We start from the raw sequence: 22,204 nt of genomic DNA, 5'->3' as shown, positions 1-22,204 counted from the left end.
CGCCATGTCCGACCATGTCGACGGCCCGCGCCAGATCGGCGACCCCTCGGCCGACCTGACCGACCTGTTCGCCTTCATCAGCCCGGCGGACCCGAATCGCACCGTGCTGGCGGCGAACGTGTTTCCGTCCGCCGGCACGCAGGCGATGTTCTCGAACGCCATCGACCATGCCATCGTCGCGCGCCGCCTGACGATCGCCGGCACGGGCGAGAAGACCCAGTTCAAGCCGAGCGATCCGGAACTTCGCTTCACTTTTCGCTTCGACGTCCTGGAGCGCGCCACGCAGGGCAAGCGGCCGCTGCAGCGCGGCACCTGCACCGTTCCCGGTGGCCAGGCGATCCGCTTCGTGGTCGACGATGAAAACGGCTCGACCTCGGCCGATGGCACCTACCGCGTGTTCGCGGGACTGCGCTCGGATCCGTTCTACCTGGCCTGGATCGTGGCCGAGATGAAAAAGTTTCCCAACTTGCTTCAACACGACAACGTGCTGACCTTCCTGATCGAGTTCGACACCCGCCGCGTGCTGGACCCCGCGAAGGGGTCGCTCTTCGGGGTCATCGCCGAAACCATTCCGATTCCGAAGCCTGGCGGCTTCATCGGCCACGACCCACCGCGCATCGACTGGGTCGGCCGTCCGGAGCAGACCAACATGCGGCTGAACAACAACGGGATGGAAGGCACCGACGACGTTCGCGACCTGTGGAACCAGCAGACGCCGTTCGCGATCTCCGAGGAGTTGATGCCCCTGTTCCGAAAGCGCATGGTCGACAGCCTGAAGAACTGGGACATGCGCGACGGCAAGGAGGACTGGACGCCTGCGGCGCTGGCCGCCAACGCCAACATGTTCCTCGACGACTTCATGACGATCGACGTGACGAAACCCACCTCGGACACCAGCCACCTGGAGATCGAGAAGAGCACGCTCGCGGGCCGTCCCTACCAGACCGGCGGCGGGCGGACGGTGGATTCCGATGTCATCGACATCCTGCTCACCTGGATGGTGAACCACGACCGGGAATTCCTGCAGGGCGGCTCGACCGGCGCGACCAAGCCGGGGACGACGCGCTTTCCGTACCTCGCCGCTCCCAATGCGGAACTGCAGAACATCGCTTTCTCCGTGGACCTCGCCGCACCACCCGACCGGGTCTGGGCGCTCATCGGCGGCTTCGGCGGGCAGTGGCATCCGTTGGTCGCGAGCATCAAGTTGACCGGCACGGGTGTCGGCCAGCTGCGCACCATCGAGACCATCGATGGCAAGCAGCTCATCGAACGTCTGGACGCCATGGACAACGCGCGGCGCAGCTACCGCTACACGTCCATCGCCGGCATCCCCGCCACCGACTACACGGGCGTTCTGGACGTCAAGCCCAAGGGCAGCGGCAGTTCGGTCGAATGGCGCGTCCAGTACATGCCGGGCGGCCAGCCCGACATCATCGTGAAGACCATCAGTTCGACCTTGCTGAAGACTGGTCTCGACAGCCTGAAGCCGCGTTTCGGCGTCCCCCAATGATCGCCGAGCCCGCTCTCGCGACCGGCCCGGTCCAGGCCACCGACGGCGTCATCGCAGCCATCAACCTGCGCAGCACGCTGGCCCAGTCATGGAACCGCTTCTGGCAGGCGCCGCTGCGAGCGGGCATCGCCGAAGGTCTCATCGAGCAAGAGCAGCTCAATGCGCAGTTCCTCGGGGATCTCGACGCATACGACCGGCTGGAGCAGCTGGCGGGCCACCTGGTCCGGCTGGATCCGGAATCCGCGCGCACGGCACTCATCGAGGCCCAGGTCGCAGCTTCGACCCATCGCTTTGCCTTCGCGAGGGACTGCCTGGCACGGGCGACGCATCGAGGCTGCCCCGCGCTCGCCGCCCAAAGGCTCGCCATGAGCATCGATCAGGCCTGCGGCGTATCGCTCGAAGTCCTGTTGGAACAGCGATGGGGCCACGCCCGGGAAACGGGCCGGCTGGAAGACTGGGTGCCACTGGGTTCGCTGCTCGTGGACCTCGGCGAGTTCGACGCGGCCGAGCGCGCCTACTGCCGCGCCCTCGACGCCTACCGCGACGTCTCGCCCTTCGCGGTGGCCTGGGTCTGCTTCCTGCTCGGCGTGCTGTGGGGTGAACGCGCGCCCCGGCCACAACACGCACGGGCGGCCCGCTGGTACGCCAAGGCCATCGAGGACCTGCCCGGCTACGTCAAGGCGCGTGTGCACCTGGCCGAGATCGAAGCGGCCGAAGGACGCTGCTCCGAGGCGCGCGCGCTGCTGCTTCCGGTGCTCGCAAGTGCCGACCCGGAAGTGAGCTGGCGTCTTTGCGACGTGTCGATGGCGCAGGGCCGGCCAGCCGAGGCGCAGGCGCTGTGCGAGGCGGCCCGCAGCGGCTTCGAGCGCTTGCTTGCGCGGCATCCGCTCGCCTTCGCGGACCACGCGGCGGAGTTCTATGCCGGCAGCGGCAACGACGCGCGCCGGGCCTTCGAGCTGACCGCCATCGACCTCGCGAACCGCCCGACGCTGCGGGCTTTCGAGAAAGCCCATGCCGCGGCGATCCAGGCCGGCGAGGCACTGGAAGCCGCCAGCATCCTGGCCGCCGCCCGCCAACGCTGGGGGTCGACGCCCGCCTTCCTGCAGTCGCCGCTGGCCGCTGCACAGCCTCACCCGGAGCCCGGCCATGCCGATTGATCGCAGGACCTTCGTGCTCGGCAGCGGCATCGCCGCGGGCGGGGGCATGCTCGCATCCTTGGGCGTGGTCGCCGCCGTCGGTCGAGGGGGCGGCGCGGTGCCTGCTTCCGCGTCGACGCCGCTGGCCGCGGACACGGACGGGCCTTCTTTCGAACTCCGGATCGTGGGCTGGGATCGCAGCGACGGCGCCGCCTGGATCGCGATCGATCCGCAATGGCGGGGCGCCTGGCACTGAGCTGCGAGCCTCGGCTGGCCTGTTCGATCCAAGGATCAGCCATGGTTCTCACGTACGTGACGGTAGGTGGCCGCCGGGATGGTCTTGTCGAGGAAGCACTCACACAATGAGTTGGCCGGTCCATCGCAGATGGCCTGTGGCGGCAGTCGTTCTTCATGGCTGCAAGGAGCAATCTCAACCCCACCAAGGAGCCCTCAATGAGCAAGATTCTCGCCACCTTGATCGCCGGCCTGTTCACGGCCGGCGCATACGCACAAAACCCTCCGGGCGCATCGTCGCAGGAACAGGTCATCACCAACAGCAAGCCGCAGGAGCGGGCGCAGGCCAAGGACAATGCGCGGGCGCACGGCAAGGTCAAGAAGGTCGGTGGTGACGAGGTGACCTCCCCCCTGAACGACGACATCGGCTCGGGCAAGGCGGCAGCAGCGGGTCAGGCGCGCGCCAACGCCCGGGAGGCCGGCAATCCGGGCAAGACGCCGGGTCAATACCCTGCGCCGCCCGGTACCCCCGGCATGCCGGCCGCCAAGTAGCAGAAGCGCTCGCCGTGCACTTCGAATGTCGCCCCGTCGACGCGGCGTTCTTCGACACCGCGCCGATGCTGTTCAGCAACGTCGTCGACCTCGACGCGCTGCCGTCCAGGGTCTTTGCCATTTTCGAGGATGGCGAGTCCTGGCCCCGCTGGTTCCACGCCATTCACAAGGTGGTCTGGACCAGCGAGAAACCCTATGGCGTCGGAAGCACACGCACTGCCTCGCTGGCCACTGTCAGCATCGACGAGCACTTCTTCATCTGGGAGCCGGGGCGCCGCATGGCGTTCTACGCGACCGGCACTTCCATGCCGCTCGCCCATGCACTGGCGGAAGACTATCAACTCGAAGAGATCGAGCCGGGCAAGACCCGATTCAACTACCGCGTTGCGATGGAGCCCCATCTGACGGTCAGCTTGGGCGGTCCGCTGTCGAAGATGTATTTCGAATCGATGTTCGAAAGCGCCTGCAAGAATCTGAAAGCCTACGTCAAGCGATGAACTGCCCGGCGGGAGGACGATAGGCCACCAGAGGCCAGTTCGCCCCGCCGCCAGGGCCGGTCAGTTCGTGGCGGCCTGCTTCTTCGCTGCAGCCTTCGCGTCGCGTGCACCGACCTTCGCCTGCCCCGCTGCCGCCGCCTTGCCACCGCTGGCCTCCGGATTGAGTTCAGGCGTGGTGCCCAGATCGCCCACCGGCTTCTTTGCCATCCCTTGGGGCTTCGCATCAGCCCTGTTCTGGCCTGCGACGGCGGCCTTCCCACCAGCCGCTTCGGGGTTGATCTCGCTGGACTTGGCTTCATCGCCCGTGGGCTTGCGTACCTTGCCCTGGGGACGCGACTCGACCCTCGCTTGGGCGCGATTCTGCGCTTTGCTATTTGTTACCGGTTGTTGCTCCGACGATGCGCCAGCCGGGTTCTGGGCATAGGCGCCTGCTGCAAACAGGCCAGTGAGCATGACTGCGAGAAGTTTGGTCATCGAATTTCCTCGTGTGTTTTGAAGGGCGATTCGCCTCGGCCATCGGCGGAGGTCATGGCACAACGAAGGCCTCGTGCCTTCGGTTGACAGGAAACTCGCAATGGGCCGACTGGAATCAATCGAGCCATCGCCGATGGAGCAACATCCGCGATGGCTCTGACCAAAGGCCCGTCTGAGGATGAACGGAGACCAACGGCTGGGGCGAATATCGGCGATCGGCGAGACCAAGGCAAGCTTTTTCCGACGCCCTCCGTCATCCGCTGAACTGGATACCCGCTGTCGAGTTGGCGCATCGGCTCTGGCTGCTCCTGCAACTCTGCAGCGACCGGTTCAAGCGCTGGCGGCAATTCTTCTCCGAGGCATTGCGGCAGAACTGGTAGTCGGCACGCGCGGTCTGCTTGCAGGTGCTGTATTGCAACTCGCAGGCCGTCTGGCTGCCGCCGTCGCCCTGGGCCCGGGCCAGACCCGAAAGCGAGACGGCGACGACGGCTGCGAAGGCGAAGCGTCTCACGGCAGGAAGGCCTGCGACCATGACCGCGACCGATTTGCTCATTGCATGTCCCCAGCAGGTTGAATGGTCCGGGCAGGTCGAGTGACTCTCGACGCACCCGGCGTTCCATTGTGAAAGTTCGGGGGGCGAACATCCAGAGGGGCGCCTACCTACACCCACGTACGTGTCCGCGCAGCCCCGATTCCAAGGCTACTTCGTGCGGGTCGACTTCGATCGCGAATCGGTATCGCCGGCGGGCGCGGCCGCGTAGTAGGCGGCCAGCCCACTGATCTCCCGCGCCGTCAGCTGGCGAGCGATGCCGCGCATCTGCGCGCCGATGTCGTTGTGCCTTGCGCCGCTGGCGAGCGCTTCCAGTTGGACCTCGAGGTAGGCCCGCTGCTGGCCCTCGAGCCGCGGTGCGGCGGCGGTGAATCCCATGGGTCCATGGCAGGCGGCGCAGGCCGCGATGCCGCGCATGGGATCGCCGTGGTCGACCAGCCGCAGCGTCGCGGCATCGACCGGGGCCTGCTGCGCCTGCCCTTGCCCCCGCGCCGTGCCCGGCACCGGGAGCGCCGCATAGTGCGCAGCCAGATCGCTGAGATCGCGATCGCTCAGAGCGGCCACATAGCCGCCCATCACGGCCGGATCGCGCCGCCCGCTCTTGAAGTCCTGCAGCTGTTTGTAGATCGAGGCCCTGCTCTGGCCCGCAAGATTCGGGAAGATGGCGTCGTCGCTCACGCCCGCCGGTCCGTGGCAGCCGTTGCAGGATGCTGCAGCCAGCGCGGCGCCCCGGCCTGGATTCGCGCCCGCGAGCAGCTGCTGCGTGGCAGCGGTCCAGGCGACGTTCGATGGCGGCTCGGCGCCCGCGACCGCGGCGGCGCGCGCGTCGCGCGAGGGCAGCCCGATCGCACTGCAGATCGCGTCCCACAAGCCGGGCCCGTCGCGCCCGGCCTGTACCGCCGGCAGCCAGACGAATCCCGCTGCCGTGGCGGCGACCAGCAGCGCCGCGATCGATCCGATCCAGACCGCGAACCTGCGGTCGCGAGGGGGCGGTCGCGAGCCGGTGGTCATCACCCCCCCGTCGGGAATGCCGCCACCGCACTGCCGCGCGCCGCCAGCGCCTGCGCGATCGGAAAGCCGTAGTTGGTCACCGTGAGCGCCGCCACCAGCACCACCCAGACGCCGAATCCGTTCAAGGACGCAGGCAGGCTGCGCGGCGGATCGATGGCGAGCGAGAAGCGCAACGGTGGCTGCACGCTGATGCCTCTTCGGAACGAAGCGAGCAGCATGCCGACCAGCAGCAGCGTCGAGAGCACGAGCACGAAGCCGCCGACTGCAGACAGCGCGACCCAGATCGCCTGCGGCGCCAGCGCCGGGTCCGTGTAGTCGTAGTAGGACATGCGCCTGGGTTGTCCCATGAGGCCGACGACGTGCCATGGCAGCGTGACGATCAGCATGCCCGCGAACCAGCTCCACAGCTGCAGCCGCATGAGCGCCGACGGCAACGCCCTGCCGGTGAGCCGCGGCCACAGCTCGTAGGCGATGGCAAAGTACATGATGACCACCGCGCCGCCGAAGATCAGGTGGAAGTGCGCCGTGACGAACTGCGTGTTGTGCACCGTCGCATTCATCGCGTAGCTCATGTTGATGAGCCCGCCGGCGCCGCCCAGCCCGAGCATCAGCAGCGACAGGCCCGAGGCCAGCACCATCGGCTGCTGCCAGGGCAATGCCGCCACCCAGCCGAAAAGGCCGCGACCGCCGCGCAGCCGCCCCGCGATCTCCAGCGAAGCGCAGATGGTGAAGATCGTGAGCAGCGTCGGCACCGCGACCATGCCCGTGAACACCGCATGCAGGAACTTGAAGCCGGCGCCGACCTGCGGGTCGGTGAAGAGGTGATGCAGCCCGATCGGCATCGAGAACACCAGCAGCTGCAGGAAGGCGATGCGGCCCATCCGGTCGCTGTAGAGACGCCCGCCCGCGGCCTGCGGCAGCAGCACATAGAACGCGATGTAGGCCGGCATGAGCCAGAAATAGACGATGGCATGCAAGGTCCAGGAAAACAGCACGCGGGCCAGGCCTGGATCGATGGAGCTCGTCCAGCCGAAGGCATTGGGCAGGATCAGGAACACGATCTCCGCGCCGACCCCGAGCGAGGTCCAGGCCCACAGCAGCGCCGCGGCGGTGGTGGCGAACATCGCCAGCGGCACCGGCAGGCCTGCATGGTCGCGTTTCCATTGCCTGAAGTGCCAGACCATGAGCCAGACCCAGATCCACGATCCGGCGACCGCGCACAGGATGCCGAGGTAGTACCAGGCGCTCGCGAGCAGCGGCGGATAGAAGGTGTAGAGCACCGTCGCCTTGCCGCCAGCCACCGTCAGCAGCGCCATGGCGGCGCCGCCGAGCACCAGCCAGAGCGACAGCCACGCCATGGCCATGCCGCGCATCGGCCGGCCCAGCGCGACCGCGCACACGGCATAGCCGAAACCCATCGCGACCAGCGTCGGGAAGATGTAGGCGAGTGTGCTGCCATGGGCCGTCACGGCGATGTAGTAGCGCTCGGGGTCGACCCAGCGGTGCAGCGGACTGCGCACCAGCATCTGCCAGGCACCGAGCGGAATCGCGAATGCCAGCATCGCGAAGGCCGCCCCGAAGTGGGCCAGCACGAGCTTGCGGCTACCCTGCACAGGAGGCCCTCCGCTCGCTGCCGTGCAGGCGATCGAACTCGGCGCGTTCGAGCACCTTCACCCGCGCCCACATGCCTTCGTGGCCGACGCTGCAGTATTCGTGGCATGGCATGACATGCTCGCCGGCGCGATCGAAGCGGGTGCGCAACTCGGCCACATAGCCCGGCACCACCATGCTGTTGACGTTGGTGCCGACGATCAGAAAGCCGTGCACCACGTCCGGGCTGGTGATGCGCAAGGTGACCGGCGTGTTCGCCGGCACGACGATGCAGGCGGGCACGAACGCATATTGCTGTGCCAGCACGCGCACCACCGCCGAGCCGTCGGGCTCGATGGCGGTGCCCAGGTTGGCCTCCATGAATTCGCCCGACAGGTGCAGCGTGGCGGCATCGATCGCCTGCACCGGCGCGGGCGCGATCGCGCTCCAGTGCAGGCCGCTGTAGATCATCAGCGCCACCACCAGCGCGACGACGACCGCCACCACGCGCGCCCAGCGGCGCTCGGAGCCGTCGGTCACGCCGGGAAGCAGGTCGACCTCAGCCACTGCTGCCCCGCGGCGCGAAGACGAAGAAGAAGAAGGCGATCCAGAGCAGCAGCAGCACGAACACCGCCAACCCGGCGACCGCGAAGGCGCCGCTCGGGCCGGCATCGCCGATGCGCTCGATTTCCTGCGGACTGCCGTGGAAGGCGACGTTCTCGGCCAGGGACGAGGCCGAGACATGGTCCCTCGATGTCGCGTCGTGCGATGGCATGGCGGTCATTTCCTCTCGACTTGCGCGAGCGCGGCAAGGACCACCGCGGGCCGAAACGGCACCGAGCGCAGGCGCACGCCGGTGGCGTCGAAGACCGCATTGGCGATGGCGGACGGAATCACAGAGGTAGTGGGCTCGCCCGCGCCCCAAGGCACCTCGGTGGGGCGGTCGATCAGGTCGACGGCAACCTCGGGCACGCCCGGAAAGGTGAGGATCGGGTAGCTGGCCCAGTCGAGGCTGGTGACGGCGCTGCGGCTGAAGCGCAACTGCTCGATGAGGGTGCGGCTGACGGTCTGCACCACGTTGCCTTCGATCTGGTTGCGCAGGCCGTCAGGGTTGATGATCTGGCCGCAGTCGTGGACGACCGCGACGCGCAGCACACGGATCGCGCCGGTCGGGCGATGCACCTCGACGTCCGCGACCACGCCGACGTAGGTGCGCACCAGCTCGTACTTGGCATACGAGATGCCGCGTCCGCGCGCGAGTTCGCCGGGGTCGCGCGGCCGGGAGGCACGCGGCTCCCAGCGGGCGAAGCTGCGCAGCCGCTCCATCAGCTCGCGGCCGCGCGGGTCGCTCAGGTGCCGCATCCGCAGCTCGAAGGGATCGGTGCCCGTCGCCGCCGCGATCTCGTCGAGAAAGCTCTCCGTGCCGAAGGTGTTCTGCATGCGGCCGGGCGCGCGGATCCATGCGGCGGGCAGCGGGGTGTCGACCAGCCAGTGGGCCGTGAGCCGGTTGTCGGGAAGCGTGTAGGGAATGCCCAGGCCCGGGTCATAGATGCCTTCGTCTGACCCGTAGCGCGGCAGCCCCGCCAGCACGGCACCCAGCAGTGTCGCGCCCGAGCGCCGCATCGGCCGCTCGGGCAGATAGATGTCGGCATCCCAGGCCGCGATGCGCCCTTCTGCGTCGAGCGTGGCCCGGTAGTCGAGCAGGGTCGGCGGGCCCTTGGGGTCCCAGCCGTGCTCGTCGGCGCGCATCCACTGCAGCCGCACCGGGTGGTTGATCTGCATGGCGATCAGCGCCGCCTCGGAGCTGCAGTCGTCGGAGCCGTTGCGTCCGTAACAGCCCGCACCTTCGACATAGATGCAGCGCACCTTGCCGGTCGCCAGCCCCAGCATGGCGGCGAGCTGCTTCTGCAGCAGGTGGCTGGCCTGCGACGGCGTCCACACGGTGAGCTGGCCGTCCTTGAAGTCGGCGACCGCGCACGAAGGCCCGATCGAGCCGTGGGTGTTGAGCGGGAAGTCGTAGCTGGCGCGCAGCTGGCGTCCCGCCACGGCCGCACCGATGGGGGTGCCGCCGTGCGCCTGCAAAACCTGGTCGCGGTCGACCTTCGCGCCGCGCTGATACTCGACCAGACGGGCCTCGTCGGGCAGGCCGGCCCATGCGCTCCAGCGCGCCACGATTGCGGTCGATGCGCGAACCGCGGCCCATTCGTCCGTCGCGACGACGGCGAGGAAGTCGCCCTTGCGTACCGTGCGCAGATAACCCGGAATTCGCTTGCACGGCGTGTCGTCGAAGGCTTCCAGGCTGGCGCCGGCCGACGCGGGATGCACCATGCGCGCATGCAGCATGCCGGGCACGCGGACGTCATGGACGAAATCGAAGCGGCCGAAGATCTTGCTCGGAATGTCGAGGCGAGGAACGGGCTTGCCGACGACCGTGTAGTCGCGCGGGTCCTTCAGAGGCGCCGCCGGATCGACAGGCAGCGAGAGGCTCGCGCCCGCCACCAGCTCGGCATAGGACAGCCCCTCCCCGCCTCCCGCCACGGGGACCACCCGGCCGCCCTGCGCGCGCAGCGCCGCCTTGGTCGTGCCGAGTTGCCGCGCCGCCCGCTCGAGCAAGGCTTCGCGCGCCGTCGCCGCGGCGCGCCGGATCTGCATGCCGCCCTGCTGCACCGACAAACTCGCATAGGTCGGCCGCTGGTCGGGCGTGAGCAGCGTGTCGCCCTGCACCGGTGTCAAGCGCTCGAATGGCAGCGAGAGTTCCTCGGCCGCCATCTGCGTCAGCGCAGTGAGGGCGCCGGTGCCCAGTTCTACCTTGCCGCTGTAGAGCGTGACGCCGCCTTGCCCGTCGATCACGATGAAGCCGTCGACCTCGTCCGCGGAGACGACCCGACCGCGCGCCGCCCTCCCCGCCGACGACTCGTCGGCTGCCTGGGCTGGGACACGGAGGGTGAAGCCCACCGCGAGCGCACCGCCGGCTCGGAGCATCGCGCGCCGTGACAGGGGAACCGGGGGTGCGGCCATCTCGCGCCCTTCAGGGATTGCGGTCCGCCACGCGCATCACCGCGCGCAGGATGCGCACGTGCGTGCCGCACTTGCACAGGTTGGCGGCCAGCGCCTGCCGCACCTGCTGCTCCGTCGGATGCGGGTTGGTCGCCAGCAACCCCGCCGCCTGCATGATCATCCCGTTGATGCAGTAGCCGCACTGCGCCGCCTGCTCGTCGACGAAGGCCTGCTGCAGGGGATGCGGCCGGTCCGGCGTGCCGAGGCCTTCGAGCGTCACGATGCGGGCGCCGGCCACTGCCGACAGCGGCATCACGCAGCTGCGCAGCGGCTCGCCGTCGTAGTGCACGGTGCAGGCGCCGCATTGCGCCAGCCCGCAGCCGAAGTGCAAGCCGTGCAGGCCCAGCTGGTTGCGCAAGGCATAGAGCAAGGGCATGGCCGGGTCGTCGGCCCGCAGCGTCTCCGGCTTGCCGTTGACGGTCAGCTGGACGGAGATCGCCATGGCGCGCTTTCAGGCAAGGCCTCAGTGGGCCGCGCTCGAGGACTCCTGCAGCTTGCGCATGACCTCGTCGAGATTGAACGCCGCCGGCTTCTGCCGCGGCGGGAACTTGACGAAGGCCTCGATCTGCTGCGCCACCGCGCCCTGCATCGCGTAGACGATGTAGGCATGCGAGATGACCCAGTCCCAGTAGGTGTTCGAGTTTTCGTCGGCCCGCTCGAACGGGTCGCGCCGCAGGTTGAACATCTTCGGCGCCCGGTATCTCACGAAGGGCTCGAACCAGCATTGCAGGGTCTTCGCGCGCTGCTCCATCAGCACGACCTTCCAGTCCTTCATGCGGATGGCCATGATGTCGCCGTCGTCGCTGATGTAGAAGAACGCCTCTCTCGGGCTCTCCTTCGCCTGCCCGCTCAGGTAGGGCAGCATGTTGTAGCCGTCGAGGTGCACCTTGAAGTCCTTCTCGCCGATCTTGCAGCCCTTGACGAGCTTCTCCTTGATGTCTTCCTCGCCGGCAGCGGCCAGCAGCGTCGGCATCCAGTCCTGGTGGGACACGATGCCGTTGATGACCGTGCCGGCCTTGAACTTGCCGGGCCAGCGAACGAAGCACGGCACCCGCCAGCCGCCTTCCCAGTTGGTGTTCTTCTCGGCCCGGAAGGGCGTGATGCCGGCGTCGGGCCAGCTGTTGAAGTGCGGGCCGTTGTCCGTCGAATACATCACGATCGTGTCGTCGGCGATGCCGAGCTGGTCGAGCTTGTCGAGCATCTCGCCGATGTGCTCGTCGTGCGCGACCATCACGTCGTTGTAGTCGCCCTGGCCGCCGCTCTTGCCCTTGTGCTTGTCGGCGCAGTGCGTCCTGAAGTGCATGGCCGTGGTGTTGTACCAGAGGAAGAAGGGCTTGCCGTCCGCATGGCACTTGTCGATGAACTTCAACGCCTTCTCCGTCGTCTCGTCGTCGATGGTCTCCATGCGCTTCTTCGTCAAGGCGCCGGTGTCCTCGATCGTCTGCCCGCCCTTGCCGTCGGCCAGGCAATGCAGCACGCCGCGCGGGCCGAAGCGCTTCTTGAAAGCAGGGTCCTTCGGATAGTCCGGGTCCTCGGGTTCTTCCTCGGCATTGAGGTGGTAGAGGTTGCCGAAGAATTCGTCGAATCCGTGCATCGTGGGCAGGTACTCGTCCTTGTCGCCCAGATGGTTCTTGCCGAATTGCCCGCAGGCGTACCCGTGCGGCTTCAGCATCTCGGCGATCGTCGGGTCCTCCTTCTGCAGCCCCACGGCGGCGCCCGGCATGCCTACTTTGGTGAGGCCGGTGCGGATCGGGTTCTGGCCCGTGATGAAGGCGGCCCGGCCCGCGGTACAGCTCTGCTGCGCGTAGTAGTCGGTGAAAGCAACGCCTTCATTGGCAATGCGGTCGATGTGGGGCGTGCGATACCCCATCTGGCCGCGGCTGTTGTAGCTGATGTTCCACCAGCCCACGTCGTCGCCCCAGAGAATCAGGATGTTGGGCTTCTTCGTCGTCATGATTTTTCCTCGGGTTGGGGAGGTGCCAGGCCACCTCGAACAAACGACCTGGGAAGGCAGATCACGCAGCGGGCGCCGTCAGAACCGGAATCCGGCACCCGCGAACAAGCCACCGAGCGCGACCATGTTCAGCAGCCCTTCGTCGCGGCTGAAGCGCAGGTAGCGATAGCCGAACTTGAAGGAGACCGACGGCGAGTATTGGTAGCTGGCGCCGGCGATCGCTTCCCAGCTCGATGTCGAGTTGCCCCACCCGGCGTCGAGGTAGCCCATCAGCGACCACTTGTCGTCGATCGGTGCGATGACGCGGGCGCCGACGATGCCGTTCCACCAGTCGACCGAATCCTCTCGGCGGGGCCCGGGCAGGTGGGGGGCCAGGTCGATCTCGGTCCTGGCGTTCACGTAGCGTCCGCCCGCCAGCAGATCGACCGTGACCCGGCTGTCGAGGACGCGGTAGAGGCCCGCCAGCGTGTAGATCTGCTGCGTGTAGTCGACGTCCAGGCCGAGCGGGGCGCCCAGGACGCCCTGACGCGACACGCCGAGCTTGACGTACTGCATGTCGAGCAGCGCGCCCCAGGGGCCTCGGCGGGCCTCCAGCGTCCCCATGGCGCCGAAGTCCAGCGCGCCGAGGACGCCGGTGGAACTCACGTGCGAACTGCTGCCAGGCAAGGGACCGAGCCGAAGATCCGACGAGATGCCCGGCGCCCAGAGGTAGGGAATGATTTCGAACTGCCACGCGTCCTGCGAAGGTGCAACCTGCGCCGCGGCCGACAGCGACGCGAACGCCGCAACGATGCCCGCGACCTGCCGGGTGGCGATGAAAGCTCCGGCTCGGTGCATGCCTGCTCCTTGGGCCGCGTGCGACTCGGGAGGCCGTCAGGGCGCCGCGACGACGCTGTAGTAGACGCCGTTGGCCCCGAAGGAAGGCCGGAACCAGGAGCCGCCGACCTGGTAGTACGTGACGCCGCCGCGGTCGACATAGGTCGCGCCGGCCGGCAGCGTGGAAAAGTCGGCGCCCAGCGGGTAGGCCGGGATGGTGTTGGCCCGTGCGATCGCCGCGCCGGCGACCGCGCCCGCTGCCAGCCCGACCGCGGCGCCGGCGGCCACGGCGCCGCCGCAGTCGTAGTAGCAGCCCGGGTGGTAGTACGGCACGCCCACGGGCCGGTAGTACGGCGCATAGCCGCCGTAGCCATAGGCCGGTGGATGGTAGGTGGTGAAGCCGCCCGCCGTGGTGTGCACGGCGCCCATGCCGTAGGCGCCCGTCGTGGTGCCACCGAAGCGGTTCGTGTGGCTCGTTCCGCCATACCAGCTGTGCGTCGTGCTGCCGCCGAACGCGTTGTCGTGCGTGAAGCCACCGAAACCGCCGACCGTGCGGCCCCCCCACGCGTTGGCCCGTGCCCACGCCGCCGCCGTCGTCGGGAATCCCGTGGCCAGCAGCGCGGCCGCCAGCAGAAGAGGAGTGGCATTCCGTGGATTCATGTCGAAGTTCCTTTCGGCCCGTCAGGGAGTCTTGGCCGGCCTGCCGCCCCTGCCCTGGGGGGCTGCAGGCGCGGCGTGCGGGGCGGCCAGCGGAATCCTGCGGGCGTTGGCCGCGTTGACCGATGCGAAGGCTTCCGCGGCCACGACCGGGTCGAGCTTCCACTTCGAAAGGTCCACCTGGTGGCGCAGCAGCAGCGGATCGCCCCGGTAGGTCGCGCGCAGCCGGCGTGGCAGCTTGTCGTCGGCGCCGATCCAGATCTGCATGAAGAGTTCGTCGCTGACCACCGCGATCACGTCGGTCGTCGTCCCGTCCACGGCCCTCGAGTCACCGACGTAGAACGCCTTGGTCAGGCCTTCGGTGAGATTCTTGAAGGGATCGGCCCCCAGCACGTCGGCGAACGGAAAATAGATCGCCGCATTCTTGAAGGCCGCTTCGAGTGCGGCGTCCAGGGTAGGCGGCGCGGGCGCGATCGCCACGAGGTTCTCGGACGGTGCGAACGCGGTGAAGGTCTTGCCGTCGTAGTAGTACTCCGAGGCCTTGCCGTCGCCGCTCGTGATCACGCGCAATTTGTCCGGTCGCTGCACCAGCACCTCCGAGACGGTCGAGAAGACCAGCGGCGGGCCGATGGCCGTGGGGGTCTCGTAGCTGGCCACGGCTGTGAACATCATGGACGAGGCCCCGGTCAGCGCGCCGCTCATGGCGCGCAGCAGATCCATGGCCTTGGCTTCGAGCTGCGGCGCGGCCGGCGCGACCCGGGTCCGCGGCGCCGGACCGTCGGTCCGTGCCTGTTGCGCTTGCGCCCCGACCACACAGGCCAGGCTCGCGGCCAGGAGAACGGCCCGGATGCATGGATGCTGCTTCATGCCTGCCCCTTGCGTATTGCCGGCGTCGCGCCGCTAGCGCCGGAAGCCGATGAAGGCGGGTCCGCCCCAGCCGCCCCAGCCGCCCCAATCCATCTCGTTCATCTGGGCGGCCTCGAGGTTGTTGTTGCTCAGCTGCTTGGCGACGCGCAAGCGCTGATAGTCCTGGTACTGGGTCGCGCCGCCCACGTACGCCACGTTGTTCATCGCATCGGGCAGCACGTAGTAGATCGCCCCCTGGTAGGTCACGGGGCTGACCTTGTCCTTGGGAAGCTTGGCGAGGATCGCCTGCTGGTCCGGTTTCTTCGGGGTGATCATCTTGAACCCGGCGGCGATCGCCAGGTTGTCGTTGTTCAGCGCATCGGTGGTTGCGCAGCCTGCGGCCATGGCGACCAGTGCCACCGCAGCGACTTTCTTGAGGCGACTCATGGTGCTTGGACCCCGTGCGATCACCGAACTGGCCATCGTGGCTGCGAGAAGTGTGCTCATGACGTTTCCTTCGTTGGCGCGGCGATCGATTCTGGAAGCGGCGACGCGGTAAGACCAGCCGGGCGGCCACGTATGCCCACGTACGTGGTGCGCGGCGCTGAAAAGGATCAGTGCTTCCCCTTGACCTTGTGGTGCTTCCTGGCCGTCGTCGCCGGCTGCTCGACGGCGTCGCCGCTGCCGTCGAGCACCAGGTGGCTGGGATCGAGCTGCCGCTTCTCCAAGTCGTGCAGCAGGCCCGCCTCACTCAGGTCGATCTTGTGCGAAGAGGCCCAGTCGCGCTCTGCGGTCTGCGCCAGCCGCTGCACGGTGGCTTCGTGGTCGGTCTCGATCGCCAGCTCGCGCCGGCCGTCGAAGCTGCCCGGCGCCAGGTTGATCGAGCCCACGATGGCGCGCTTGCCGTCGGCCAGCATCATCTTGGCGTGCAGCTTGAGGTGCTTCATGGTGTGCACCTTGGCACCGACGTCCTGCAGTATTCGCAGGCCGCCGACGCCCTCGATCAGCTTTTCGGCCTTGAGGGAATGCGGCGGCTTGGTGAGGATGTGAATGTCGACGCCGCGGGTCGCGGCGCGCACCAGGCGTTCGATGATCACTGTGTCCTGGTAGCGCTCGTTCTGCACCCACAGCGAATGCTTGGCGCCGTCGATGAAGGCGGCCACCCGCGGCCGGCCGTTGTCGGGGCACCAGATCAGGCGCGAGTCGGGGTGCGGCGTGAAGTCTTGTTGCGACCAGTCGGCGTCGAAGCAGTCGACCATCTCGCGGGTCTCCAGTTCGTGCGTGGTGAGGACCGCGTAGTCGCGCGTCTCGGTCAGATCCTTGGGTTCCCAGTTCAGCGATTCCACGAAGCCGAGCTGGTCGTCGATGACCATCGACTTCTGGTGCGTGAGGTCGAACTTCGGATTGCTGTCGCGCACCTCGATGCCCGCATCGACGAGCGCCTTGCGCGCGGCCTCGTTCTCGGTCTCGCCGGTTCGCCGTGCCGGGTTCAGCATCACGCGCACCTTGACGCCGCGCTGCTTGGCGGCGATCACCGCGGCCAGCAGCGTGTCGTCGGTGAACAGGAACATGCGGATGTTGAGCGCAGTCCGGGCGCCGTTGATGGCGTCGAGTATCGGCTTGGCGGTATCGTCCGGCAGGACGATCAGTTGATGGGACATGGCGGGCCTCCGTTTTCCAGGCGGTGGCGGCTGCGGCCGCCGCGGCGCAGCGTCGTGCTGGCGTTCAGCGCGCGTTGATCACGTCGGAGACGACGCCGTTCTCGTTCACCGTGCAGTTGATGTTGCGCTGGCCGGCGCCGATGCTCAGCGTGACGACGTAGAAGCCCTCCTGCATGGTCTGCGAGTCGTAGAGCGGCTTCACGTCCTCCTTGGGCACCTTGCGCTCGCGCGAGACCGCATCGATGCAGCTGGTGCGCGAGACCTGCGGCGACATGAAACCCGCGAAGATCGGCGGGGGCTGGTAGTTGGAGCAGCCGGCAATGCCGAGCAGCGCGATGATCAGAAGGGACTTCATGACTTTTCCTCGGTGGCTGATCGATGTGGCGGGCTCATGCGTGCCCCAGGCCGGCAGCCGGGCGCCTTCGCACCGGAACCGATCCGATGCTAGGCTGCAGGTCGGGCTTCGCCCATCCGTGCGCCCACGCACTGGCACGTACGTGGACGCCCCACGCGCCATCGGCGCACCAGTTCCGTGCAGCTGCGGCGCGATCAAGTGCCGCCTGAACAGAACCGGACCGCCTCAATCGGCCGCGCCTTCCCCGTGCAGGCGGACGATCAGCGAACGCAGCCAGGCGACGGCGGGATCCTTGTTGTAGCGCTCGTGCCAGAACAGGTTGATTGCGATTTCCGGCAGCTTGGCCGGATGACGGACGTAGGACAAATCGAAAGGTTCCGCCAACGCTTGCGCCAACCGCTCGGGCACTGTCGCCACCAGGTCGGAGTCGTGCAGGATGTGGCCGACCGCGACGTAGTGCGGGACGGTGAGCACCACTCTTCGAGCCACCTTCCTGCGGGTCATGAACTCGTCGGCCTTGCCATGGCCGGTGCCTTCCGAGATCACGACGACATGCTCGGCGGCCGAAAATTCCGCCAGCGAGATCGATCGCTTGTCCAGCGGATGGCCGCGCCGGAACATGCACACGTACTCCTGCTTGAACAACCGGCGCTGGAAATAGCCGGCCTTGAGTTGCGGCAGCAGGCCCATCGCCAGGCTGACATGGCCCGCCTCCATCTCGTCCTGCAGGTTCACCGTGGCGCTGCGCACCGTGCTCAGCGACACGTGGGGTGCGAGGCGCTTGAGCTCCCTCATCAGCTTGGGCAGGAAGTAGATCTCGCCGATGTCGGTCATCCCGACCCTGAAGGCCCGCGTGGAGGTCGCAGGATCGAAGGTCGCGCGCTGGTTGATCGCCAGGTGGATGACCGACAGCGCCCGTTCCGTCGGCTCGGCGAGCTGCTCGGCGAAGGGGGTGGGTTCCATGCCCTTGGGCGTCCGGAGGAACAGCGGGTCCCCCGTCAGCTTCCGCAATCGGGCCAGGGCGTTGCTCACCCCGGGCTGCGACAGCCCGAGGCTCTCGGCCACCTTAGAAACCCGTCTATCGATCAGCAGCTGCTGGAAGACGACCAGCAGGTTCAGGTCGATGTCCTTGAGTTCCATGCCGCCCTTCCATTCGCAGAATCAATATGGCCTATTGCCCATATTCTATTGAACGATGTGATCGAACGGCCGATGATTGCCCTGCCCGCGATACGCAGGTCGTCCCGCACGACCTCACAGGAGACAAACATGGATGACACCACAGCAGCAGTGTTTCCCCAGAAGATCCACTGGGAAGACAAGGGAACCAACCGGATTCCCTTCATGGCCTACACCGAGGCCGACCAGCACAAGCGCGAGCTCGAGCGCCTCTTCTACAAGGGCCATTGGTGCTATGTCGGCCTCGAGGCGGAGATTCCGGAGGTCGGCGACTTCAAGCGCACCGTGGTCGGCGAGCGCTCGGTCATCATGGTCCGCGACGCCGAGAACGCCATCAGCGTGGTCGAGAACGTGTGCGCGCACCGGGGCATGCAGTTCTGCCGTGAGCGCCACGGCAACCGGAAGGCCGAAGGATTCACCTGTCCCTACCACCAGTGGAACTACTCGCTCACCGGCGATCTCCAGGGCGTGCCGTTTCGCCGCGGCGTCAAGCAGGATGGCAAGGTCAACGGCGGGATGCCTGCCGACTTCAAGCCCGCCGACCATGGACTCAACAAGCTCAAAGTCGCCAGCCGCGGCGGCGTGGTGTTCGCCTCGTTCGACGCTGACGTCGAATCGCTCGAAGACTTCATGGGACCGGAGATCCTCGGCTACTTCGATCGCCTGTTCAACGGCCGCAAGCTGACCATCCTCGGCTACAACCGGCAGCGCATCCCGGGCAACTGGAAGCTGATGCAGGAGAACATCAAGGACCCCTACCACCCGGGCCTGCTCCACACCTGGTTCGTCACCTTCGGCCTCTGGCGCGCGGACAACAAGTCCGAACTCCGCATGGATCGCCATCACCGCCACGCGGCGATGATCTCGACCCGGGGCGCGAGCGGCAAGGCCGACCAGGTCACGCAGGTGTCGAGCTTCAAGGAGAGCATGCAGCTCAACGACCCTCGCTTTCTCGACATCGTGCCCGAGCCCTGGTGGGGTGGTCCGACGGCGGTGATGATGACGCTGTTCCCGAGCGTGATCTTCCAGCAGCAGGTCAACAGCGTGTCGACGCGGCACATCCAGCCGAGCGGCCCGGGGGCCTTCGATTTCGTCTGGACGCATTTCGGCTTCGAGGACGACGATGCGGAGATGACGCAGCGCCGGCTGCGCCAGGCCAACCTGTTCGGCCCGGCCGGCTTCGTGTCGGCCGACGATGGCGAAGTCATCGAACTGTCCCAGAAGGGCTTCGAGCAGAAGCCCTTCCATCGAACGCTGGCGGAACTCGGCGGCCGCGAGGTCGGCGACACCGACCACATGGTGACGGAGACGCTGATCCGCGGCATGTACGAGTACTGGCGCAAGGTCATGGAGGCTTGACATGAACTTCCAGGACTACTTCGACCTGAACCAGCTCTACGCCAGCTACGCCAGCGCCGTGAGCTCCGGCCAGTGGGAACTCTGGCCCGAATTCTTCACCGAGGAATGCAGCTACCGGCTGCAGCCGCGCGAGAACCACGAACGCGGCTTTCCGCTCGCCACCCTCTCGTTCGAGAGCAAGGGCATGCTGAAGGACCGCGTCTACGGCATCCGCGAGACGCTGTTCCATGATCCCTACTACCAGCGTCATGTGGTGGGTGCACCGGTCATCCTGAAGGCCGAGGCGGACCGCTTCGAATGCGAGGCCAACTACGCGGTCTTCCGCACCAAGTTGTCCGAGCTGTCGTCGGTCTTCAGCGTCGGCCGCTACATCGACACGGTCGTGCGCACCGAGCAAGGACTGAAGTTCGCATCCCGGCAGGTCATCTACGACAGCGAGATGATTCCCAACTCGATCATCTACCCGCTTTGAGGACAGTCATGAGCGATTCCCAATGGACCGACGCCGTGCCTCTGGACGGGGTGCCCACGGACGACGTGATCGGCGTCAACGTCGATGGCCGCGACATCGCGCTCTACAACGTCGAGGGCGAGATCTACGCGACCGACAACATCTGCACGCATGGCCACGCGCGCCTCTGCGAGGGCTTCCTGGAGGGCCACGAGATCGAGTGCCCCCTGCACCAGGGAAGATTCGACGTCCGGAACGGCGCCCCCATGTGCGCACCCCTGACCGAAGCGATCCGCTCCTATCCGGTGAAGATCGAGGCGGGCCGCGTGTTCCTGTCGCTCGCCTGATTCGCGGCCATGCGCACCGAGACGATTGTCATCGTGGGCGGCGGCCAGGCTGGCGGCTGGGCGGCGCAGACCTTGCGCGCCGAGGGCTTCAAGGGCCGGGTCGTGCTGATCGGCGACGAACCCCATCGGCCGTACGAGCGTCCGCCGCTGTCGAAGGCGATCCTTTCGGGTGATGCCCACGCCGACACGGCCTACCTGCAGAAGCCGGAGGCCTTCGATGCCCTCGGGGTCGACTGGCGACCGAACGCAACGGCGGCGGCCATCGACCCGGCGGCCAAGCAGGTACGACTCGCCGACGGCGAGTCCGTCGGCTACGACAAGCTCATTCTTTGCACCGGCGGGCGTGCCCGCCGCCTGACCATTCCGGGCGCCGACCTGCCAGGCGTTCACACGCTGCGAAACCTCCAGGATGCGGCATCGCTGGGTGCGGCGTTGGTCGCCGGCCGTCGCCTGCTGGTCATCGGCGGCGGATGGATCGGCCTCGAAGTGGCGGCCACGGCCCGCAAGAAAGGCATGGAAGTCACGGTCGTGGAGGCCATGAGCCGGCTCTGCGAACGGACCGTTCCGCCCGGGATCTCCAGCTACCTGCAGCGCCTGCACACCTCCCATGGCGTGCGGATCGAGCTCGGTGCCGGCGTCGAGCGACTGGCAGAGTCGGCGAACGGATTGAGCGCCAGCCTGAGCGACGGACGCGAGATCGGATGCGACACCGTGCTCGTCGGCGTGGGCCTGATCGCCAACGACGAACTCGCGCGCGAAGCCGGACTGGCGTGCGACGGCGGCGTCTGCGTCGATGCGCATTGCCGGTCATCGAACCCCGACATCCTCGCCGCCGGCGACGTCGCCGTCTGGCACAGCGAATGGGCCGGCCGGCGCATGCGGCTGGAGTCCTGGCAGAACGCGCAGGAGCAGGGCATTGCCGCCGCCCGCTCCGCACTCGGAACCGATGTCACGCACCAGCCATTGCCGTGGTTCTGGTCCGACCAGTTCGACGTCAATCTGCAGATCTACGGCATGCCCGCCCCGCAGCATCAGGTTGTCGTCCGGGGCGACCCGGACTCGAATGCCTTCGTGATGTTCTTTCTCGATGGCGACCACGTGGTGGCGGCATTGGGCCCGAACTCCGCGCGTGAGCTGCGGTTCGCGCGGCGCCTGATCGAACGCCGCACCCCTGTCGATCCGGGGCAACTCGCCGACCTCCAGGTAGCGCTCGCCAAGCTCTAGCTTCACCTCCTTCTTTTTGAACAAAGACATGACCACGACCTATCTCTGGACGCCTCCCGCCATCCCGTCGCTGCCGGTGCGCGGCAAGGCCGAGCGCCTTCCCGTCAACCGCCTGTTCTTCGTCGGCCGCAACTATCACGCGCACGCGGTCGAAATGGGACGCCCGGTCGACAAGTCGGTCGAAGTCCCGTTCTATTTCACGAAGAGCCCGTCGACGCTGGTGGAGTCCGGCGCGACCGTGGCCTACCCGCCCGAGACGAAGAATTACCACCACGAAATGGAACTGGTGGTGGCCATCGGGACGCCGGGCTTCCGCGTCAAACGTGAAGACGCTTCCAAGCTCATCTACGGCTATGCCTGCGGCCTCGACATGACGCGCCGCGACCTGCAACTGGTCGCGCGCGACAAGGGCCGGCCGTGGGACCTCGGCAAGGATGTGGAGCAATCTTCCGTCGTGTCCGAGATCGTGCCGATGCCGGGCAAGGTGCTCGAGACCGGCGCGCTGACCCTGAGCGTCAACGGCCAGCCACGCCAGACCTCCGACCTCGACAAGCTGATCTGGAATATTCCGGAACTCATCGAGGACCTGTCGAAGTTCTACCATCTCCAGCCGGGCGACCTGATCTTCACGGGGACGCCCGAAGGCGTGGGCCCCTTGCAGCCTGGCGACCGCATCGATGGCAGCGTGGCTGGCGTCGGAGAGATCGTTCTCGACATCGGTCCGGCCGAATAAGATCCGGAGTC

At 67.2% G+C, this 22,204-nt stretch carries 26 protein-coding genes; 10 read left to right on the top strand and 16 right to left on the bottom strand.

Annotated features, from left to right (window positions below):
- The first annotated feature begins 4 nt into the window (after window positions 1-4).
- The 5 genes from AC1DF3_RS09825 (at window position 5) to AC1DF3_RS09805 (ending at window position 3,929) form a co-directional block, all read left to right on the top strand.
- On the top strand, window positions 5-1,510 hold the full coding sequence (locus AC1DF3_RS09825; RefSeq protein ID WP_286531107.1) for a DUF4331 family protein: 1,506 nt from the start codon (window positions 5-7) through the stop codon (window positions 1,508-1,510).
- Window positions 1,507-2,667 (top strand): tetratricopeptide repeat protein, encoded by a 1,161-nt coding sequence (locus AC1DF3_RS09820; RefSeq protein WP_478139518.1) that lies wholly within the window; start codon window positions 1,507-1,509, stop codon window positions 2,665-2,667. The genes AC1DF3_RS09825 and AC1DF3_RS09820 overlap by 4 nt, the downstream gene beginning before the upstream one ends.
- A complete protein-coding gene (locus AC1DF3_RS09815; RefSeq protein WP_478139517.1) occupies window positions 2,657-2,902 on the top strand; it encodes a hypothetical protein in 246 nt (81 codons plus the stop codon). Before AC1DF3_RS09820 ends, AC1DF3_RS09815 begins: the two co-directional genes overlap by 11 nt.
- Window positions 2,903-3,099: 197 nt before the next feature.
- Entirely contained in the window at window positions 3,100-3,432 is a 333-nt protein-coding gene (locus AC1DF3_RS09810) for a cell envelope biogenesis protein TolA (RefSeq protein WP_286531101.1), read from the top strand.
- 65 nt (window positions 3,433-3,497) lie between these two features.
- A complete protein-coding gene (locus tag AC1DF3_RS09805) occupies window positions 3,498-3,929 on the top strand; it encodes an SRPBCC family protein (protein WP_286531100.1) in 432 nt (143 codons plus the stop codon).
- 60 nt (window positions 3,930-3,989) lie between these two features.
- Here the strand turns inward: AC1DF3_RS09805 and AC1DF3_RS09800 are convergent, their stop codons facing one another.
- The 16 genes from AC1DF3_RS09800 to AC1DF3_RS09725 all read right to left on the bottom strand — a co-directional run bounded on the left by AC1DF3_RS09800 (window position 3,990) and on the right by AC1DF3_RS09725 (window position 18,040).
- The gene (locus tag AC1DF3_RS09800) at window positions 3,990-4,403 is read right to left on the bottom strand and encodes a hypothetical protein (RefSeq protein ID WP_286531098.1); all 414 of its coding nucleotides are present in this window, start codon (window positions 4,401-4,403) and stop codon (window positions 3,990-3,992) included.
- A 253-nt stretch (window positions 4,404-4,656) separates the two neighbouring features.
- Window positions 4,657-4,956 (bottom strand): hypothetical protein, encoded by a 300-nt coding sequence (locus AC1DF3_RS09795; RefSeq protein WP_478139516.1) that lies wholly within the window; start codon window positions 4,954-4,956, stop codon window positions 4,657-4,659.
- A 147-nt stretch (window positions 4,957-5,103) separates the two neighbouring features.
- Window positions 5,104-5,964, bottom strand: coding sequence for a c-type cytochrome (locus AC1DF3_RS09790; protein WP_478139515.1), 861 nt, complete (start codon window positions 5,962-5,964; stop codon window positions 5,104-5,106).
- A complete protein-coding gene (locus tag AC1DF3_RS09785; protein WP_478139514.1) occupies window positions 5,964-7,577 on the bottom strand; it encodes a cbb3-type cytochrome c oxidase subunit I in 1,614 nt (537 codons plus the stop codon). The genes AC1DF3_RS09790 and AC1DF3_RS09785 overlap by 1 nt, the downstream gene beginning before the upstream one ends.
- Window positions 7,567-8,025: a cupredoxin domain-containing protein gene (locus AC1DF3_RS09780; protein ID WP_478139586.1), complete on the bottom strand. Its 459-nt coding sequence runs from the start codon at window positions 8,023-8,025 to the stop codon at window positions 7,567-7,569. Before AC1DF3_RS09780 ends, AC1DF3_RS09785 begins: the two co-directional genes overlap by 11 nt.
- Window positions 8,026-8,113: 88 nt before the next feature.
- A complete protein-coding gene (locus AC1DF3_RS09775; RefSeq protein ID WP_286531092.1) occupies window positions 8,114-8,329 on the bottom strand; it encodes a hypothetical protein in 216 nt (71 codons plus the stop codon).
- A 5-nt stretch (window positions 8,330-8,334) separates the two neighbouring features.
- Entirely contained in the window at window positions 8,335-10,572 is a 2,238-nt protein-coding gene (locus tag AC1DF3_RS09770; protein WP_478139513.1) for a xanthine dehydrogenase family protein molybdopterin-binding subunit, read from the bottom strand.
- A gap of 10 nt (window positions 10,573-10,582) precedes the next feature.
- The gene (locus tag AC1DF3_RS09765) at window positions 10,583-11,053 is read right to left on the bottom strand and encodes a (2Fe-2S)-binding protein (RefSeq protein ID WP_478139512.1); all 471 of its coding nucleotides are present in this window, start codon (window positions 11,051-11,053) and stop codon (window positions 10,583-10,585) included.
- A gap of 21 nt (window positions 11,054-11,074) precedes the next feature.
- Window positions 11,075-12,565, bottom strand: coding sequence for an arylsulfatase (locus AC1DF3_RS09760; protein WP_286531087.1), 1,491 nt, complete (start codon window positions 12,563-12,565; stop codon window positions 11,075-11,077).
- A 78-nt stretch (window positions 12,566-12,643) separates the two neighbouring features.
- Entirely contained in the window at window positions 12,644-13,402 is a 759-nt protein-coding gene (locus tag AC1DF3_RS09755; protein WP_478139511.1) for a porin family protein, read from the bottom strand.
- A gap of 36 nt (window positions 13,403-13,438) precedes the next feature.
- Entirely contained in the window at window positions 13,439-14,041 is a 603-nt protein-coding gene (locus AC1DF3_RS09750) for a hypothetical protein (RefSeq protein ID WP_478139510.1), read from the bottom strand.
- A gap of 21 nt (window positions 14,042-14,062) precedes the next feature.
- Complete coding sequence (locus tag AC1DF3_RS09745; protein ID WP_478139509.1) at window positions 14,063-14,905, bottom strand: DUF2092 domain-containing protein; 843 nt, start codon at window positions 14,903-14,905, stop codon at window positions 14,063-14,065.
- A 33-nt stretch (window positions 14,906-14,938) separates the two neighbouring features.
- Window positions 14,939-15,391 carry a hypothetical protein gene (locus AC1DF3_RS09740; RefSeq protein WP_478139508.1) on the bottom strand — a complete coding sequence of 151 codons (453 nt, stop codon included), beginning with the start codon at window positions 15,389-15,391 and terminating at the stop codon, window positions 14,939-14,941.
- A gap of 107 nt (window positions 15,392-15,498) precedes the next feature.
- Window positions 15,499-16,545: a phospholipase D-like domain-containing protein gene (locus tag AC1DF3_RS09735; RefSeq protein ID WP_478139507.1), complete on the bottom strand. Its 1,047-nt coding sequence runs from the start codon at window positions 16,543-16,545 to the stop codon at window positions 15,499-15,501.
- 64 nt (window positions 16,546-16,609) lie between these two features.
- Complete coding sequence (locus AC1DF3_RS09730) at window positions 16,610-16,900, bottom strand: hypothetical protein (RefSeq protein ID WP_478139506.1); 291 nt, start codon at window positions 16,898-16,900, stop codon at window positions 16,610-16,612.
- 225 nt (window positions 16,901-17,125) lie between these two features.
- Window positions 17,126-18,040 (bottom strand): LysR family transcriptional regulator, encoded by a 915-nt coding sequence (locus AC1DF3_RS09725; protein WP_478139505.1) that lies wholly within the window; start codon window positions 18,038-18,040, stop codon window positions 17,126-17,128.
- A gap of 129 nt (window positions 18,041-18,169) precedes the next feature.
- Between AC1DF3_RS09725 and AC1DF3_RS09720 the strand changes: the two genes are divergently transcribed.
- Genes AC1DF3_RS09720 through AC1DF3_RS09700 form a run of 5 tightly spaced genes read left to right on the top strand, consistent with a single transcriptional unit; the run spans window position 18,170 to window position 22,193 of the window.
- The gene (locus AC1DF3_RS09720) at window positions 18,170-19,438 is read left to right on the top strand and encodes an aromatic ring-hydroxylating dioxygenase subunit alpha (protein ID WP_478139504.1); all 1,269 of its coding nucleotides are present in this window, start codon (window positions 18,170-18,172) and stop codon (window positions 19,436-19,438) included.
- 1 nt (window position 19,439) lies between these two features.
- Window positions 19,440-19,910 carry an aromatic-ring-hydroxylating dioxygenase subunit beta gene (locus AC1DF3_RS09715; protein WP_478139503.1) on the top strand — a complete coding sequence of 157 codons (471 nt, stop codon included), beginning with the start codon at window positions 19,440-19,442 and terminating at the stop codon, window positions 19,908-19,910.
- Between the two features lie 8 nt (window positions 19,911-19,918).
- Window positions 19,919-20,236 carry a non-heme iron oxygenase ferredoxin subunit gene (locus AC1DF3_RS09710; protein ID WP_478139502.1) on the top strand — a complete coding sequence of 106 codons (318 nt, stop codon included), beginning with the start codon at window positions 19,919-19,921 and terminating at the stop codon, window positions 20,234-20,236.
- A gap of 9 nt (window positions 20,237-20,245) precedes the next feature.
- Window positions 20,246-21,460 (top strand): NAD(P)/FAD-dependent oxidoreductase, encoded by a 1,215-nt coding sequence (locus tag AC1DF3_RS09705; RefSeq protein WP_478139501.1) that lies wholly within the window; start codon window positions 20,246-20,248, stop codon window positions 21,458-21,460.
- 28 nt (window positions 21,461-21,488) lie between these two features.
- Complete coding sequence (locus AC1DF3_RS09700; RefSeq protein ID WP_478139500.1) at window positions 21,489-22,193, top strand: fumarylacetoacetate hydrolase family protein; 705 nt, start codon at window positions 21,489-21,491, stop codon at window positions 22,191-22,193.
- Window positions 22,194-22,204: the final 11 nt, after the last annotated feature.

The organism is Variovorax sp. 10N432 (assembly GCF_056394465.1).
This window is presented reverse-complemented; position numbering and strand designations above follow the sequence as displayed.

Excerpts from the sequence above, each read along its gene's own strand:
- AC1DF3_RS09825 (WP_286531107.1), top strand. The coding sequence starts at position 5 with ATGTCCGACCATGTCGACGGCCCGCGCCAGATCGGCGACCCCTCGGCC.
- AC1DF3_RS09820 (WP_478139518.1), top strand. The coding sequence starts at position 1,507 with ATGATCGCCGAGCCCGCTCTCGCGACCGGCCCGGTCCAGGCCACCGAC.
- AC1DF3_RS09815 (WP_478139517.1), top strand. The coding sequence starts at position 2,657 with ATGCCGATTGATCGCAGGACCTTCGTGCTCGGCAGCGGCATCGCCGCG.
- AC1DF3_RS09810 (WP_286531101.1), top strand. The coding sequence starts at position 3,100 with ATGAGCAAGATTCTCGCCACCTTGATCGCCGGCCTGTTCACGGCCGGC.
- AC1DF3_RS09805 (WP_286531100.1), top strand. The coding sequence starts at position 3,498 with ATGCTGTTCAGCAACGTCGTCGACCTCGACGCGCTGCCGTCCAGGGTC.
- AC1DF3_RS09800 (WP_286531098.1), bottom strand. The coding sequence starts at position 4,403 with ATGACCAAACTTCTCGCAGTCATGCTCACTGGCCTGTTTGCAGCAGGC.
- AC1DF3_RS09795 (WP_478139516.1), bottom strand. The coding sequence starts at position 4,956 with ATGAGCAAATCGGTCGCGGTCATGGTCGCAGGCCTTCCTGCCGTGAGA.
- AC1DF3_RS09790 (WP_478139515.1), bottom strand. The coding sequence starts at position 5,964 with ATGACCACCGGCTCGCGACCGCCCCCTCGCGACCGCAGGTTCGCGGTC.
- AC1DF3_RS09780 (WP_478139586.1), bottom strand. The coding sequence starts at position 8,025 with ATGATCTACAGCGGCCTGCACTGGAGCGCGATCGCGCCCGCGCCGGTG.
- AC1DF3_RS09775 (WP_286531092.1), bottom strand. The coding sequence starts at position 8,329 with ATGCCATCGCACGACGCGACATCGAGGGACCATGTCTCGGCCTCGTCC.
- AC1DF3_RS09770 (WP_478139513.1), bottom strand. The coding sequence starts at position 10,572 with ATGGCCGCACCCCCGGTTCCCCTGTCACGGCGCGCGATGCTCCGAGCC.
- AC1DF3_RS09765 (WP_478139512.1), bottom strand. The coding sequence starts at position 11,053 with ATGGCGATCTCCGTCCAGCTGACCGTCAACGGCAAGCCGGAGACGCTG.
- AC1DF3_RS09760 (WP_286531087.1), bottom strand. The coding sequence starts at position 12,565 with ATGACGACGAAGAAGCCCAACATCCTGATTCTCTGGGGCGACGACGTG.
- AC1DF3_RS09755 (WP_478139511.1), bottom strand. The coding sequence starts at position 13,402 with ATGCACCGAGCCGGAGCTTTCATCGCCACCCGGCAGGTCGCGGGCATC.
- AC1DF3_RS09750 (WP_478139510.1), bottom strand. The coding sequence starts at position 14,041 with ATGAATCCACGGAATGCCACTCCTCTTCTGCTGGCGGCCGCGCTGCTG.
- AC1DF3_RS09745 (WP_478139509.1), bottom strand. The coding sequence starts at position 14,905 with ATGAAGCAGCATCCATGCATCCGGGCCGTTCTCCTGGCCGCGAGCCTG.
- AC1DF3_RS09740 (WP_478139508.1), bottom strand. The coding sequence starts at position 15,391 with ATGAGCACACTTCTCGCAGCCACGATGGCCAGTTCGGTGATCGCACGG.
- AC1DF3_RS09735 (WP_478139507.1), bottom strand. The coding sequence starts at position 16,545 with ATGTCCCATCAACTGATCGTCCTGCCGGACGATACCGCCAAGCCGATA.
- AC1DF3_RS09730 (WP_478139506.1), bottom strand. The coding sequence starts at position 16,900 with ATGAAGTCCCTTCTGATCATCGCGCTGCTCGGCATTGCCGGCTGCTCC.
- AC1DF3_RS09725 (WP_478139505.1), bottom strand. The coding sequence starts at position 18,040 with ATGGAACTCAAGGACATCGACCTGAACCTGCTGGTCGTCTTCCAGCAG.
- AC1DF3_RS09720 (WP_478139504.1), top strand. The coding sequence starts at position 18,170 with ATGGATGACACCACAGCAGCAGTGTTTCCCCAGAAGATCCACTGGGAA.
- AC1DF3_RS09715 (WP_478139503.1), top strand. The coding sequence starts at position 19,440 with ATGAACTTCCAGGACTACTTCGACCTGAACCAGCTCTACGCCAGCTAC.
- AC1DF3_RS09710 (WP_478139502.1), top strand. The coding sequence starts at position 19,919 with ATGAGCGATTCCCAATGGACCGACGCCGTGCCTCTGGACGGGGTGCCC.
- AC1DF3_RS09705 (WP_478139501.1), top strand. The coding sequence starts at position 20,246 with ATGCGCACCGAGACGATTGTCATCGTGGGCGGCGGCCAGGCTGGCGGC.
- AC1DF3_RS09700 (WP_478139500.1), top strand. The coding sequence starts at position 21,489 with ATGACCACGACCTATCTCTGGACGCCTCCCGCCATCCCGTCGCTGCCG.